The organism is Mesorhizobium sp. BR115XR7A (assembly GCF_020165315.1).
In the GTDB taxonomy this organism is placed as follows: Bacteria; Pseudomonadota; Alphaproteobacteria; order Rhizobiales; family Rhizobiaceae; genus Mesorhizobium; species Mesorhizobium australicum.
Genome location: NZ_JAIUHW010000005.1, coordinates 384,974 through 397,321 on the forward strand (window position 1 = coordinate 384,974; position 12,348 = coordinate 397,321).

The following is a 12,348-nucleotide window of genomic DNA, read 5'->3' on the forward strand; positions in this document are numbered from 1 at the left end:
TTGCGCAAGCTGCATCTGCCGGATGGCATCCGAGGGTTGCCAATGCTTTTGCGTTGGTGTCTTTTCGCCCCGTCCTCAACCACGGAAGCCGCCATGTCCTTTCACAAACTCGACGATCTCGGCCACAAGCTCGAAGCGCTTGAGCATGCGCTGGCCATCCTCGGCGCCGATGAGGCGACCCACATGGCCGTCGGTGGTGGCGAGAAGCGCGCCGAGGCGATGGCGGCCCTTGCCGGCATGTATCACACCAGGGCGACCGCGCCGGAAATATCGGACTGGATCGCCGCGGCCGAAGGCGAGGCATTGGACGATGAGCAGCGGGCGGCTCTCGCCGAGCTGCGGCGGCAATACACCAACCTGACCTGCCTGCCGGTCCAATTCGTCGAGCGCCAGACGACGGCGCGCATGCGCTGCGAGCAATTGTGGCGTGCCCTGCGCGCCAAGAACGATTGGGCGGGTTTTCAGCCGGCGCTTGAAGGCGTGGTGGCGCTGGTGCGCGAAGAGGCCGCCCTGCGCTCCGACGTGCTCGGCCTTGCCCCCTATGACGCGCTGATGGAACAATACGATCCCGGCAATCGCACGGCCGACATCACGCCCGTCTTCGCCGACCTCAAGGCCTTCCTCAAGGGTTTCGTGCCGGAGGCGCTGGCGATCCAGGAAGCGCGGCTGCGCAAGCATCCGCTGAAACCGCTTTCGGGTACCTATGCCATCGACCGGCAGCGCGAACTCGGCCTTGCCATGATGGCGGCGGTCGGCTTCGACCTGACGCACGGGTCACTGTCGGTGTCGCACCATCCGTTCTGCGGCGGCGTGCCCAGCGACGTGCGCATCACCACGCGCTACAAGACCTCGGATTTCCTGTCGGCGCTGATGGGCGTGCTGCACGAGACCGGTCATGCGCTCTACGAACAGAACCTGCCCAAGGCGTGGGCGCACTGGCCGCTCGGCAAGGCCCGCGGCATGGCCGTGCATGAGAGCCAGAGCCTGTTCGTCGAAAAGCAGATCGGGCGCAATCCTGCCTTCTGGCGCTGGGCGCTGCCGGTGGTGGAGAAGCATCTCGGCGAAGCCTGGTCGCTCGACGATATCCTGCCGCATGTGCATCGTGTCGAACGTGGCCTGATCCGCGTCGACGCCGACGAGGTGACCTATCCCTTGCACGTCATCCTTCGCTACGAACTGGAGCAGGAGCTTGTTTCGGGCAGCCTCGAAGTGGCTGATTTGCCCGAAGCCTGGGATGCCAGGATGCGCGACTATCTTGGTCTCTCGACCATCGACAACCCCGCCGACGGGCCGATGCAGGACGTCCATTGGCCGGGTGCCGCCTTCGGTTATTTCCCGTCCTATACGCTGGGCGCGATGATGGCGGCGCAGCAATGGACCGCGCTGACGCGCGAGCATCCTTCAGCCGACGAAGACCTTGCAAAGGGGAATTTCGAGGCGATCAACGGTTGGCGCCGCGAGAAAATCTGGTCGCAGGGGTCGCGCTGGTCGACGCCGGACCTGCTTGAGCGCGCCACCGGCGAGAAGCTCAACGCCACGTACTTCGTCAACCATTTGAGGCAGCGCTACGGCGGCTGAGATGCCGCCTGAGACGACAATTTTCGTTGCGCCGAGGCGAACTGAACCTGCTACTCCGCCGCGCCCCTGAAGGCGCTGGCGCCGGTCTCGAACTGCAACTTGGCGAGCCGTGCATAGATGCCACCCTTGGCGACCAGGCTCTGATGCGTGCCTTCCTCGACGATGCGGCCGCCATCCATCACCAGGATCCTGTTGGCCTTCAGCACCGTCGCCAGCCGGTGGGCGATGACGATGGTGGTGCGCCCCCGCATCAGCCGCTCGAGCGCGGTCTGCACCAGTGTCTCGCTTTCGGCGTCGAGGGCCGAGGTCGCCTCGTCGAGCAGCAGGATCGGCGCGTCGCGCAGGATGGCACGTGCGATCGCCACACGCTGGCGCTGGCCGCCGGACAGCGTCACGCCACGCTCGCCGACCTGGCTGTCATAGCCGTTCTCGAGCCTGAGGATAAACTCGTCGGCCAGTGCGTCCCTGGCCGCGGCCTCGATCTCGGCCTCGCTGGCGCCTGGCCGGCCGAAGCCGATATTGTCGCGCGCGCTCGCCGCGAAGATGGTGACGTCCTGCGGGACGATGGCGATGCGCTGCCTGACCACGACGGGATCGGCCTCGCGCACATCGACGCCATCGATCAGGATCTTGCCGGTTTCCGGATCGTAGAAGCGCAGGATCAGCGAGAACACCGTGCTCTTGCCGGCACCCGAGGGGCCGACGATGGCGACCGTCTCGCCGGGCATGACTTGAAAACTCAGGCCGTGGACGGCGGCGCGATCGGGCCTCGCCGGATAGGAGAAGGACACATTCTCGAAGACGATCGCGCCCTTGGCAACCGCCGGCAGCGGCTTCGGATCGGCCGGCGCCTGGATCGCCGGCGTCTCGGCCAGAATCTCGGTCAGCCGTTCGGCGGCACCTGCGGCTTGCGCGAGTTCGCCCCAGACTTCCGACAGCGCGCCGAGCGCGCCAGCGGCGAACACCGAATAGAGGAGGAATTGGCCAAGCGTGCCAGGCGATATCGTGCCGTCGAGCACGTCGCGCGAGCCGAACCACAGCACCGCCACGACCGAGGAGAAAATGGTGAAGATGGCAAAGAAGGTGAGGAAGGAGCGCGCGAAGATCGAAGCGCGCGCTGCCTCGAAGGCCGCTTCCACCGCGCCCGAGAATCGTCCGGTGACCAGTCTCTCATTGGTGAAGGCCTGCAGCGTGCGCACCGCGCCGATCTGCTCGCTGGCATAGGCCGTCGCGTCGGCAAGCGTGTCCTGGGCCTGCCTTGACTTGCGCCGCACCGAGCGGCCGAAGGCGACCAGCGGCAGCACGATCACGGGGATCGCCCCGATGACCAGGCCGGAGAGTTTCGGGCTGGTGACGACCATCATGCCCACCGCGCCGAGGCCGAGGATGACATTGCGCAGCGCCACCGAAGCGGTGGCGCCTACCGCCGACTTGACCTGCGTGGTGTCGGCGGCGAGCCGTGACACGATTTCCCCCGACTGGGCGGTGTCGAAGAAGGCAGGCGACAGCGTCGTCACATGGGCAAAGACATCGCGCCTGATGTCGGCGACGACGCGCTCGCCGAGCGTGATGACGAAATAGTAACGGCCGGCCGACGCCGCGGCCAGCACGGCGGCCATCGCCACGAGGGCGCCGAAATATTCGGCGATGAAGGTGGTGCTGGCCGACGAGAAACCGTGGTCGATCATGCGCCGGACGGCCAGCGGCAGTGCCAATGTCGTTGCCGCGGCGATGGCCAGTGAAATAAGGGCGCCGATGACCAGCGTGCGATATCCGGCGATATACGGAAACAGGCGCCTGAGCGGCTTGAGCGAGCGTCGGCGCTCGTCTGCGCTGCTTGATTGCGCCATCTCGGTGTTTCCTCTAGCCACTTCAGCCTTTGCGCCTCAATATGCGCTTGCCGCGGCCTTGTGATTCAATTCCGGCTGATGTATAGGCACGCCGACCGTTTTAGAAGCCGTGGCTCCTCAATAGCTGCGGCTTCGAGTTTTAAAAAGAGGCGCATCGACGCAGGCTTATGCCCGTCCGCCGCGCCGGCAAGCCAGGAACAGAGCCATGAAGAGCGCAATCCATCCCGACTACCACACCATCAAGGTCGTCATGACCGACGGCACCGAATACACGACCCGTTCGACCTGGGGCAAGGAAGGCGATACGATGAACCTCGATATCGACCCGACCACCCACCCGGCCTGGACCGGCGGCCAGCAGACCCTGCTCGACCGCGGCGGCCGCCTGTCGAAATTCAAGAAGCGCTTCGAAGGCTTCGGCCTCTAAAGCGAAGAGCTTTTTCGCGGATCAAGAGCCCGCCCATGTGGCGGGTTTTTTGTTGCTTGGCCGAAGGCTGGGTCTTCGGCCCCTTATTCGTCCAGCAATTCCCTGAGTGCCATGCGCTTGTAGGCAGCGACCAGCCTGTCGCCCTCCTGCCTGTCGACCGAGATCGCCAGCCGCATGGCCGCCTCGCCCATCTGCCACACCAAGAATGCCGTCGTGTCGAGCGCCACCGGATCGGCATCGGGCCGCAGGCGCTTGAGTACCGCGATCAGAAATTCCGCGTTCGCCCGGCTGTCAGCGAGTTCGAGCTGGCGCAGCGCCTTGTCGGCCTGCGTGCCCGACCAGATGTCGCGCATCACCGGCTCGGCCAGGAACAGCTCGTAGTAAATATCGACCAGCTCCGAGAAAGCCTGCCGCAGGCCTTTGGCGTCGCTGACATCCCTGAGTGCCGCCGAGATACAAGCCTGGCTTTCCGCTGTGTAGCGTTCGGCCAGCGCCCAGACGATCGCCCTCTTGTCCGGAAAGAACTGGTAGAGCGAGCCGATCGACACCCCAGCCCGCTCCGCCACCTCGCCCATGCGCATGGCGTCGCTGCCTTGTTCGGCAATCAGCGCCGAGGCGGCGGCCAGCATGCGCTCGACCCGCTCGCGGCTGCGCTGCTGGCTTGGCGCCCGGCGCGGCGAACCGATCCGCTCATTGGTTTGCGTGCCTTCCATGACCGTCTCCAACAAACGCGCCCGGCAAAATCGCCGGGAACGACTTGACTTACAAAATACGAGGGTTTATCACGTTTTGCAAATGTGAGGCATGCTCATATTTTTTAGAGAGCAAACCGCCGCAACCGGCGTCTGGAGCAACTGAGATGATCAAGCTTCTTCCAACCCTCACCTTCATTGCCGCGATCGGCGCGGGCGTCGTCGGTGGCGTATTCTTCGCCTTTTCCAACTTCGTCATGGCGGCCCTTGCCCGGCTGCCCGTCCCGGCGGGCATCGCCGCGATGAATTCGATCAACGTCACGGTGATCACCCCGGCCTTCATGACAGCGCTGTTCGGCACCGGCCTCATCTGCCTCGTCCTCATTGCCGCCGCTCTCTTGGGCTGGAGCCAGTCGGGCACCTACTGGTTGCTTGCCGGCGCGGTGATCTATCTGGTCGGCAACCCTATCGTGACCATGGTCTTCAACGTGCCGCTCAACGATGCGCTCGCCGCCGTCGATCCGGCCAGCAGCAACGGCGCCGCCGTGTGGGCAAACCACCTGAGCCAATGGGTGGTGTGGAACCACGTCCGTACCATTACCGCCATCGTGGCGATGGCGTGCTTTATCTTCGCATTGCTCTGAAGAGGTCTAACGAGACGCAGAAAAACTCCGCTCAGGCGGGGTTTTTCTGCGTGTCACCCTTGTGGCCTTTGCGGTCGGCGTGACCGAGATCCCGATCCGGATCGATCACGTCGCGGACCAGTTGCTTGAGTTTGGCCGCGTCAGGGAAGCCGCCGTCGCGCTTGCGATCCCAGACCAGCACTTCATTGCAGGAGATGGTGAAGATGCCGCCGGTGCCCGGCACCAGCGTCACCTCGCCGAGATCGGTGCCGAAGGTGGAGAGCAGCTCCTGCGCCATCCAGCCGGCACGCAGCAGCCACTGGCACTGCGTGCAATAGGTGATGCGGACGGCCGGCAACTCAGCTTTGCTCATGTCGGACGACCTTCGCTCACGCCGCGCTGAGCTTGGCCATCGTCTCGTCGTCGACTTCGAAGTTGGCGTACACGCTTTGCACGTCGTCATCGTCCTCGAGCGTGGCAACCAGCTTCATCAGCGACTGCGCCCGCTCTTCGTCGACCGGGACATTGTTCTGCGGCTTCCAGATCGCCTTGACCGATTCGGCCTCGCCGAGCGAGGTTTCAAGCGCCTTGGACACCTCGCCGAGAGTCTCGAAGGAGCAATAGATCGTGTGGCCTTCCTCGTCCGATTCGACATCGTCGGCGCCGGCTTCGATCGCCGCATCCATGATCTTGTCGGCGCTGCCGGCCGAGGCCGGATAGTAGATTTCGCCGGCGCGGTCCCACATGAACGACACCGATCCGGTTTCGCCGAGCGCGCCGCCGGCCTTGGTGAAGGCGGCGCGCACATTGGACGCCGAACGGTTGCGGTTGTCGGTCAGCGCCTCGACGATCACGGCGACGCCACCAGGCCCATACCCTTCGTAGCGCACCGCTTCGTAGTTTTCGGCGTCGCCCATCGAGGCCTTGTTGATGGCGCGCTGGATGTTGTCCTTGGGCATCGACACCGCCTTGGCGTTCTGGATCGCCAGGCGCAGGCGCGGGTTCATCGATGGGTCCGGCGTTCCGCTCTTGGCGGCGACGGTGATTTCGCGCGCCAGCTTGGAAAACATTTTCGACCGCACCGCGTCCTGACGGCCCTTGCGGTGCATGATGTTCTTGAACTGTGAATGGCCAGCCATGGCACCCCTGTCGTGTTCGGCTAGAGCGTCTTGCCGCGAGATGCGTCATCTCGCCTTTGCAAAAGGCTCGAATTCAATTTCAGAGCGTCCCGATGCGTCCGGGTGAACGTACGGCGCCCTGTGTCGGAATGGCCGGCTTATAGATAAATCGGCTCAATTCGTCCAGCCGCGCCGCGTTGCCGGGGCACTCGGCATGCGGCGGCCCGGCAAGCAGGCTGTCCTACCCTTCCAGATCGGACTTCAGCCGGTCAATGATGCTGAGCGCATGGCCGGCATACTGGCTGATCCAGCGGTCGTGAATCTGCTTGATTGGCAACGCATTGAGATGGTTCCAGCGCTCGCGTCCGTCGCGGCGCGCGACGATCAGGTCCGCCTCCTCCAGCACCTTGAGATGCAGCATGACCGTGCAGCGGTCGATGTCGGGAAAGGCTTCGCACAGCATGCCGGTGGTCTTTGGCTCGTCTTTCAACCGATCCAGCATTTCGCGCCGGCGCGGATGCGCCAGCGCCTTGAAAACATTGTCGTCCTGCGATCGGCTTGACATGTTATGTTTCTATAACATATCGTCGCCTCATTCAAGCAAGGAGCTGTGGATATGTCTCTTGGATTCAGCGTTGCAGGGCGCATCGGCAAACCGGTCGCCGAAGTCTTCGACGCGGTCGTCAACCCGAAGAAGCTGAGCGGCTATTTCACCACCATCGGCGGTACCAGCGCGCCATTGGTCGCCGGTTCGGGTGTCGTCTGGTGGGGCAAGGTGCCGGTCGAGGTCGACGAAGTGGTCAAGGACAGCCGCATCGTGCTGCGCTGGGATGCCACCGATGCCAACGGCAAGCCCGCCTACAAGACCCGCATCGAGATGAATTTCGAGCCGCTCGACGATGGCGGCACCTTCGTCACCATCGCCGAGAGCGGCTGGCAGGAAGGCGCGGTCGGCCTGAAGAAGTCCTACCTGAATTGCGAAGGCTGGTCGCAGATGCTGGCCTGCATGAAGGCCTATGTCGAATACGGCATCAATCTGCGCGACGGCTATTACCGCAGCGAGATGAAGGGCGAACCCGCCAGCGAAAACAACATTTGAAAAACGGGGTCCAGCCATGACCGCGAAGATCACCGGCGGCATCAACATCGCCATAAAGGTGCCATCGCACCAGTACGAAGCGACGATCGCCTTCTACCGCGATGTCGTCGGCCTCAAGCCGTTCACAGCCAAGGCGCCGGCCATCGGCTTCGAACTCGGCCCCAACAGGCTTTGGATCGACGAGGCGCCGACGATGAGCCAGGCCGAGATCTGGCTGGAGCTTTTCACGCGGGATTTTCCGGGCGCCGCGGATCATCTGGCCAAGGCAGGAATTGTGCGTTGCGATGCCGTCGAGCCCTTGGACGCGGGTTTCCGAGGTGGTTGGATCACCAATCCGGCCAACATCATCCATATGGTGCGCGAACCCGACGCCTGGTGAGGGCGTATTCGAAAGGAGATCGCCATGGAAATCCGTGAGACACCGACAGCCGAAGCCGCCATGCTGATCCGGCGGCCGGTCGCTGAGGTTTTCGAAGCCGTCGTCGATCCGGCGATCACGACCAAATTCTGGTTCACCCATGGCAGCGGCCGGCTTGATGGCGGCAAACCGGTTCAGTGGGAGTGGCGCATGTATGGGGTCTCGACGACAGTCGAGGTCAGCGAGATCGTCAGGGACAAGAAGATCGTCATGACGTGGAGCGATCCGCCGACCACGGTGGTCTGGACCTTCACCGAAATGCCTGGCGAAGCGACATTCCTCGAGGTCCACAATTTCGGCTTTGCCGGCAATGGCGACGAGCAGGTGAAACAAGCGGTCGGCTCAACCGACGGCTTTGCGCTTGTGCTCGCCGGCGCCAAGGCCTGGCTGGAACAGGGCCTGACGCTCGGCTTGATGGGTGACCGCCATCCGAAGGGTGTTCCGGGGCACTAGGCTCGCCCCGGCCGACCAGTATCAGTGGCCGTCGCCGGTTTTCGCTTTCTTGCGCCGCCGCGCCAGCATGTTGAGCCCCTCGACCAGCGCCGAAAAACCCATCGCCGCATAGATGTAGCCCTTGGGCACATGATAGCCCATGCCGTCGGCGATCAGCGTCATGCCGATCATCAGCAGGAAGCCCAGCGCCAGCATGACGATGCTGGGGTTCTTGGCGATGAAGTCCGCCAGCGGTCCGGCCGCCAGCATCATCACGGTCACGGCCGCGATGACCGCGATATACATGATGGCGATCTCGTCGGTCATGCCGACGGCGGTGATGATGGAATCGATGGAGAAGACGAGGTCGAGCAGCAGTATCTGGAAGATCGCGCCGGCAAGCGATATCTTGAGCGTTTCGCCCAGCATCGTGTCCTGATGGTCGTCGGGATCGACCGTGTGGTGGATCTCCTTGGTCGCCTTCCACACCAGGAACAGACCGCCGGCTATCAGGATCAGGTCGCGCCAGGAGAAGCCGTGGCCGAACGCCGTGAAGACCGGCGTCGTCAGTTGGACGATGACGGAAATGGTGGCGAGCAGCACCAGGCGCATGACCAGCGCCGCCGAGATGCCAAGACGCCGCGCGCGAGCCCTCTGCTCCACGGGCAGCTTGTTGGTGAGGATCGAGATGAAGATCAGGTTGTCGATGCCGAGCACGATCTCGAGCACCACCAGCGTCAGCAGCGCGACCCAGGCGGTCGGGTCGGAAACGAATTGAAAATGCGGCGCCAGGAATTCGATAAGCTGCATGGAGGTCGTCCCCTACGATCTAGAGCAGTGTCGCCGGCAATTAGGTACTGCGACCCCCTATATCAATGTCACGCCCAGAAGGACGGAGCCGTTTCTTCCAGCCTTGGCCCGCGACGAAACGGCGCGATCTTCTCGGTCAGCCCCGTGCGGTCGGAAATATCGACGCCGACGCCGCACAACGTCGCCGGTCCCGTCGCTGCCTCGAAACGCCCTTTCGGCACTTTCGACAGGAACCGGTTGAGCGGTTCTTCCTTGTCCATGCCGAGCGAGGAATCATAGTCACCGCACATGCCGGCATCCGACAGGTACCCGGTGCCGCCGTTGAGGATCTGGTGGTCGGCGGTGGGCTGGTGCGTGTGGGTGCCGACGACGAGACTGGCGCGGCCATCGACAAAATGCGCGAAGCACATTTTTTCCGAGGTTGCCTCGGCATGGAAGTCGATCACCACCGCATCCGCCTGCTCGCCGAGCGGACAGGCGGCAAGCTCGCGTTCGCCGGCCTGGAAGGGATCGTCGAGTTCCGGGTGCATGAACACCCGGCCCATAATGTTGGCGACCAGCACGCGCGCGCCGTTTTTGGCGATGTAGACACCGGAGCCGCGCCCGGGCGTGCCTTTGGGGAAATTGGAAGGCCGCAGGAACCGCTGCTCGCGCGGCGCGAAGGCCAGAGCGTCGCGCTGGTCCCAAACATGGTTGCCGGTGGTCACGACATCGCAGCCCGCCGCGATCGTCTCACGCAAGATCTCTTCGGTGATGCCGAAGCCGCCGGCCGCGTTCTCGCCGTTGACGATGACGAAATCGAGCTTGAAGTCGGAGATCAGGCCAGGCAGTTGTTCCCATACCGCGGTGCGGCCCGTCTTGCCGACCATGTCCCCGAGGAAAAGAAGTCGCATCTATGCCTGATCCCGAAAAGTTGCATGACTTTTCGGCAAAGATCATGCGTTTCAAAGAACTATCTACAATTTTGGCGCAAAGCGGCGCAACCCGCTCTCGGTGAGTATTTCCGGGATGACCACGTCATGGGGTTCGTCTGGAACTTGCGAAACTTCTTGGCAGTCGAAGGCGATGCCGATCAGCCGGGGCGCGAGCCCCTTGTCGACGAGCTTCGCGATCGCCCGGTCGTAATAGCCAGCGCCATATCCGATGCGGTGACCGCGCGCGTCGAAGGCGGCGAGCGGCACCAGCACGACCGAAGGGTCGAGAACTTCGGCCTCGGCATGCGGCCCGACCGTGCCAAAGCCCATGTCGACCATCGGCGCGCCGCGAACCAGTTCGCGAAAGACGATGGTGGTCTTGTCGAGAATGGCAGGCAGGCAGAGCCGTGCGCCCTTCTCTCGCAAGGCGAACATCAGCGGCCTGACATCGACCTCCGAGCGCATCGGCCAGAAGCCGGAGACGATCTGACCGGGCCCGATCTCCAGATGGTCGCGCGCCGTCTCAGCCATTTCGAGCGCAGCCTCCACCCGCCAGAATGCATCGAGGCCGTCGCGGCGGGCGAGTGCCTCGAGACGCAGCTTTTTCTTCAGGTCTTTGGGAGAGGTCATGCGGCCAAGGTAGAAAAGGTCAGAGCTGTGGGGGGTCTCAAGTGCGACGTTTTCCACCGCATCATCCACCAAGATGCGTGGATACGTCGCGGCAAGTGACGATCCACACAACCGGTGGAGAGAGCGATCCCGGGAACCTACAAAGTAGGTGGGCGCCGTGTGAGAAAACCCACGAGTCTTCCCAGGGACAGCTCCCTAAGGATCGTTAAGGCCCCGGGGAAAATGTTCTCCTGCCGGGAAGCACAGACCGTCCTGCCCAATATAGGCCGCTGGTGGCTCAAGCGCCAGTGACGCAGGCAGTCACGGCGGCTTTATTCGCCATCCGGCGCAACCCTTGCACAGCCGCGGCGGCGTCCTTACGGTCGCGACGACCAACCAAGGAGCAAAAATGCGTTTCGAAGGCACGGCGGCCTATGTCGCCGACAAGGATCTGATGGTGGCGGTCAACGCGGCGATCGCGCTGGAGCGGCCCTTGCTGGTCAAGGGCGAGCCCGGCACCGGCAAGACGGAACTCGCCCGCCAGGTGGCGGCGGCACTCGGCCTCGACCTGATCGAGTGGCACGTCAAATCGACGACGCGGGCGCAGCAAGGCCTCTACGAATACGATGCGGTGTCACGGCTGCGCGACAGCCAGCTCGGCGATGTCAGGTTCAACGACATCAAGAACTACATCAAGCGAGGCAAGCTTTGGGAGGCATTCGCGGCCGGCAAGAAGGTGGTGCTTCTGATCGACGAGATCGACAAGGCCGACATCGAATTCCCCAACGACCTGCTGCAGGAACTCGATCAGATGGAGTTCTTCGTCTACGAGACCGGCGAGACCATCCGTGCCGCCGTTCGCCCGATCGTCATCATCACCTCCAACAACGAGAAGGAGTTGCCGGACGCTTTCCTGCGCCGCTGCTTCTTCCACTACATCCGCTTCCCCGACGTCGACACGCTGCACAGAATCGTCGACGTGCACTATCCCGGCATCAAGCAGAACCTGGTGCGCGCGGCCCTCACCCAGTTCTATGAAATCCGCGACGTGCCAGGCTTGAAGAAGAAGCCATCGACCTCCGAGGCGCTCGACTGGATCCGCCTGCTGGTCGCCGACGACATCGCGCCGGAGGATTTGCGCGCCGACCCGAAGAACGCATTGCCCAGACTGCATGGCGCCCTGTTGAAGAACGAGCAGGACGTGCATCTGTTCGAGCGGCTGGCCTTCATGGCGAGAAGACAGCAATAGGGCAGCGCTTTCCCGGCTGTGGACCGTTGCCGCGGGCCGAAGAGAAGGTCAGCTTCGGCCAGAACCCTTCGGAGGAGATAAAATGTCTGAGATCGTTGTCCGCCCGCTCGCGCAATCCGACCACGCCGACTGGCACCGCCTGTGGACCGATTATCTGACCTTCTACGAAACCAAGCTGCCGGAAGAGGTCTATGCCATCACCTGGAAACGGTTATTCACCGAAGGCGAGTTCGAGCCGAAGGGTTTTATCGCCACATCGGGCGGCAAGGCCGTCGGCCTCACCCATTATCTCTACCATCGCTCCGGCTGGTCGGAGAAAAACAACTGCTACCTGCAGGATCTGTTCGCCGACCCGGATGTGCGCGGAAAGGGCATCGGCGCGGCCCTCATCGAGGCGGTGAAGCAGGAGGCCGGCAAAATCGGCGTGAAGAACGTCTATTGGATGACGCACGAAACCAATGCCACCGCCCGCAAGCTCTACGACCATGTCGCGCGCAGGACGGGCTTTATCGAGTATGATTTGCTGTAA

At 63.2% G+C, this 12,348-nt stretch carries 16 protein-coding genes and 1 other RNA gene; 8 read left to right on the plus strand and 9 right to left on the minus strand.

Annotated elements, in window-relative coordinates:
• Positions 1-93: 93 nt before the first annotated feature.
• Entirely contained in the window at positions 94-1,578 is a 1,485-nt protein-coding gene (locus tag LB557_RS13655; protein WP_140822594.1) for a carboxypeptidase M32, read from the plus strand.
• A 50-nt stretch (positions 1,579-1,628) separates the two neighbouring features.
• Here LB557_RS13655 and LB557_RS13660 read toward each other — a convergent pair whose 3' ends face one another.
• Positions 1,629-3,428 carry an ABC transporter transmembrane domain-containing protein gene (locus LB557_RS13660; RefSeq protein ID WP_140822596.1) on the minus strand — a complete coding sequence of 600 codons (1,800 nt, stop codon included), beginning with the start codon at positions 3,426-3,428 and terminating at the stop codon, positions 1,629-1,631.
• A 205-nt stretch (positions 3,429-3,633) separates the two neighbouring features.
• On the opposite strand from LB557_RS13660, the gene rpmE reads away from it, so the two are divergent.
• A complete protein-coding gene (rpmE, locus tag LB557_RS13665) occupies positions 3,634-3,855 on the plus strand; it encodes a 50S ribosomal protein L31 (RefSeq protein ID WP_010912060.1) in 222 nt (73 codons plus the stop codon).
• An 83-nt stretch (positions 3,856-3,938) separates the two neighbouring features.
• Here rpmE and LB557_RS13670 read toward each other — a convergent pair whose 3' ends face one another.
• Positions 3,939-4,568: a TetR/AcrR family transcriptional regulator gene (locus LB557_RS13670; RefSeq protein WP_224587581.1), complete on the minus strand. Its 630-nt coding sequence runs from the start codon at positions 4,566-4,568 to the stop codon at positions 3,939-3,941.
• Between the two features lie 146 nt (positions 4,569-4,714).
• Between LB557_RS13670 and LB557_RS13675 the strand changes: the two genes are divergently transcribed.
• Positions 4,715-5,191 (plus strand): DUF1772 domain-containing protein, encoded by a 477-nt coding sequence (locus LB557_RS13675; RefSeq protein ID WP_224530937.1) that lies wholly within the window; start codon positions 4,715-4,717, stop codon positions 5,189-5,191.
• Positions 5,192-5,222: 31 nt separating this feature from the next.
• Here LB557_RS13675 and LB557_RS13680 read toward each other — a convergent pair whose 3' ends face one another.
• The 3 genes from LB557_RS13680 to LB557_RS13690 form a co-directional block, all read right to left on the minus strand.
• Positions 5,223-5,543: a SelT/SelW/SelH family protein gene (locus LB557_RS13680; RefSeq protein ID WP_140662620.1), complete on the minus strand. Its 321-nt coding sequence runs from the start codon at positions 5,541-5,543 to the stop codon at positions 5,223-5,225.
• A gap of 16 nt (positions 5,544-5,559) precedes the next feature.
• Positions 5,560-6,309: a YebC/PmpR family DNA-binding transcriptional regulator gene (locus LB557_RS13685; protein ID WP_015315237.1), complete on the minus strand. Its 750-nt coding sequence runs from the start codon at positions 6,307-6,309 to the stop codon at positions 5,560-5,562.
• A 220-nt stretch (positions 6,310-6,529) separates the two neighbouring features.
• Positions 6,530-6,853, minus strand: coding sequence for an ArsR/SmtB family transcription factor (locus LB557_RS13690; protein ID WP_140616621.1), 324 nt, complete (start codon positions 6,851-6,853; stop codon positions 6,530-6,532).
• Between the two features lie 51 nt (positions 6,854-6,904).
• Between LB557_RS13690 and LB557_RS13695 the strand changes: the two genes are divergently transcribed.
• The 3 genes from LB557_RS13695 to LB557_RS13705 are packed head-to-tail and all read left to right on the plus strand — an operon-like array spanning position 6,905 to position 8,258.
• Positions 6,905-7,387 carry an SRPBCC domain-containing protein gene (locus LB557_RS13695; RefSeq protein ID WP_224642153.1) on the plus strand — a complete coding sequence of 161 codons (483 nt, stop codon included), beginning with the start codon at positions 6,905-6,907 and terminating at the stop codon, positions 7,385-7,387.
• Between the two features lie 16 nt (positions 7,388-7,403).
• Positions 7,404-7,766, plus strand: coding sequence for a hypothetical protein (locus LB557_RS13700; protein ID WP_224642152.1), 363 nt, complete (start codon positions 7,404-7,406; stop codon positions 7,764-7,766).
• Positions 7,767-7,790: 24 nt separating this feature from the next.
• Positions 7,791-8,258 carry an SRPBCC family protein gene (locus LB557_RS13705; protein WP_140662614.1) on the plus strand — a complete coding sequence of 156 codons (468 nt, stop codon included), beginning with the start codon at positions 7,791-7,793 and terminating at the stop codon, positions 8,256-8,258.
• Between the two features lie 21 nt (positions 8,259-8,279).
• Here the strand turns inward: LB557_RS13705 and LB557_RS13710 are convergent, their stop codons facing one another.
• The 4 genes from LB557_RS13710 to ssrS form a co-directional block, all read right to left on the minus strand.
• Complete coding sequence (locus tag LB557_RS13710; RefSeq protein ID WP_140712561.1) at positions 8,280-9,047, minus strand: TerC family protein; 768 nt, start codon at positions 9,045-9,047, stop codon at positions 8,280-8,282.
• Positions 9,048-9,115: 68 nt separating this feature from the next.
• Positions 9,116-9,940 (minus strand): YmdB family metallophosphoesterase, encoded by an 825-nt coding sequence (locus tag LB557_RS13715; RefSeq protein ID WP_015315231.1) that lies wholly within the window; start codon positions 9,938-9,940, stop codon positions 9,116-9,118.
• Positions 9,941-10,003: 63 nt separating this feature from the next.
• Positions 10,004-10,591, minus strand: coding sequence for a 5-formyltetrahydrofolate cyclo-ligase (locus LB557_RS13720; protein WP_041163649.1), 588 nt, complete (start codon positions 10,589-10,591; stop codon positions 10,004-10,006).
• Positions 10,592-10,687: 96 nt separating this feature from the next.
• A non-coding RNA gene (ssrS, locus tag LB557_RS13725) (6S RNA) lies at positions 10,688-10,843 on the minus strand.
• Positions 10,844-10,979: 136 nt separating this feature from the next.
• Here ssrS and LB557_RS13730 point away from each other — a divergent pair.
• Together LB557_RS13730 and LB557_RS13735 are read left to right on the plus strand one after the other, a co-directional pair.
• Positions 10,980-11,819, plus strand: a complete 840-nt coding sequence (locus LB557_RS13730) for an AAA family ATPase (RefSeq protein WP_224642151.1) — start codon at positions 10,980-10,982, stop codon at positions 11,817-11,819.
• Positions 11,820-11,901: 82 nt separating this feature from the next.
• A complete protein-coding gene (locus tag LB557_RS13735; RefSeq protein WP_015315228.1) occupies positions 11,902-12,348 on the plus strand; it encodes a GNAT family N-acetyltransferase in 447 nt (148 codons plus the stop codon).

What these genes read in the sequence shown, in the direction of transcription:
- LB557_RS13705 (WP_140662614.1), top strand. Translation starts at nt 7,791, where the DNA reads ATGGAAATCCGTGAGACACCGACAGCCGAAGCCGCCATGCTGATCCGG.
- LB557_RS13685 (WP_015315237.1), bottom strand. Translation starts at nt 6,309, where the DNA reads ATGGCTGGCCATTCACAGTTCAAGAACATCATGCACCGCAAGGGCCGT.
- LB557_RS13680 (WP_140662620.1), bottom strand. Translation starts at nt 5,543, where the DNA reads ATGAGCAAAGCTGAGTTGCCGGCCGTCCGCATCACCTATTGCACGCAG.
- LB557_RS13690 (WP_140616621.1), bottom strand. Translation starts at nt 6,853, where the DNA reads ATGTCAAGCCGATCGCAGGACGACAATGTTTTCAAGGCGCTGGCGCAT.
- LB557_RS13730 (WP_224642151.1), top strand. Translation starts at nt 10,980, where the DNA reads ATGCGTTTCGAAGGCACGGCGGCCTATGTCGCCGACAAGGATCTGATG.
- LB557_RS13715 (WP_015315231.1), bottom strand. Translation starts at nt 9,940, where the DNA reads ATGCGACTTCTTTTCCTCGGGGACATGGTCGGCAAGACGGGCCGCACC.
- LB557_RS13720 (WP_041163649.1), bottom strand. Translation starts at nt 10,591, where the DNA reads ATGACCTCTCCCAAAGACCTGAAGAAAAAGCTGCGTCTCGAGGCACTC.
- LB557_RS13700 (WP_224642152.1), top strand. Translation starts at nt 7,404, where the DNA reads ATGACCGCGAAGATCACCGGCGGCATCAACATCGCCATAAAGGTGCCA.
- LB557_RS13735 (WP_015315228.1), top strand. Translation starts at nt 11,902, where the DNA reads ATGTCTGAGATCGTTGTCCGCCCGCTCGCGCAATCCGACCACGCCGAC.
- LB557_RS13710 (WP_140712561.1), bottom strand. Translation starts at nt 9,047, where the DNA reads ATGCAGCTTATCGAATTCCTGGCGCCGCATTTTCAATTCGTTTCCGAC.
- LB557_RS13695 (WP_224642153.1), top strand. Translation starts at nt 6,905, where the DNA reads ATGTCTCTTGGATTCAGCGTTGCAGGGCGCATCGGCAAACCGGTCGCC.
- LB557_RS13675 (WP_224530937.1), top strand. Translation starts at nt 4,715, where the DNA reads ATGATCAAGCTTCTTCCAACCCTCACCTTCATTGCCGCGATCGGCGCG.
- LB557_RS13660 (WP_140822596.1), bottom strand. Translation starts at nt 3,428, where the DNA reads ATGGCGCAATCAAGCAGCGCAGACGAGCGCCGACGCTCGCTCAAGCCG.
- rpmE (WP_010912060.1), top strand. Translation starts at nt 3,634, where the DNA reads ATGAAGAGCGCAATCCATCCCGACTACCACACCATCAAGGTCGTCATG.
- LB557_RS13655 (WP_140822594.1), top strand. Translation starts at nt 94, where the DNA reads ATGTCCTTTCACAAACTCGACGATCTCGGCCACAAGCTCGAAGCGCTT.
- LB557_RS13670 (WP_224587581.1), bottom strand. Translation starts at nt 4,568, where the DNA reads ATGGAAGGCACGCAAACCAATGAGCGGATCGGTTCGCCGCGCCGGGCG.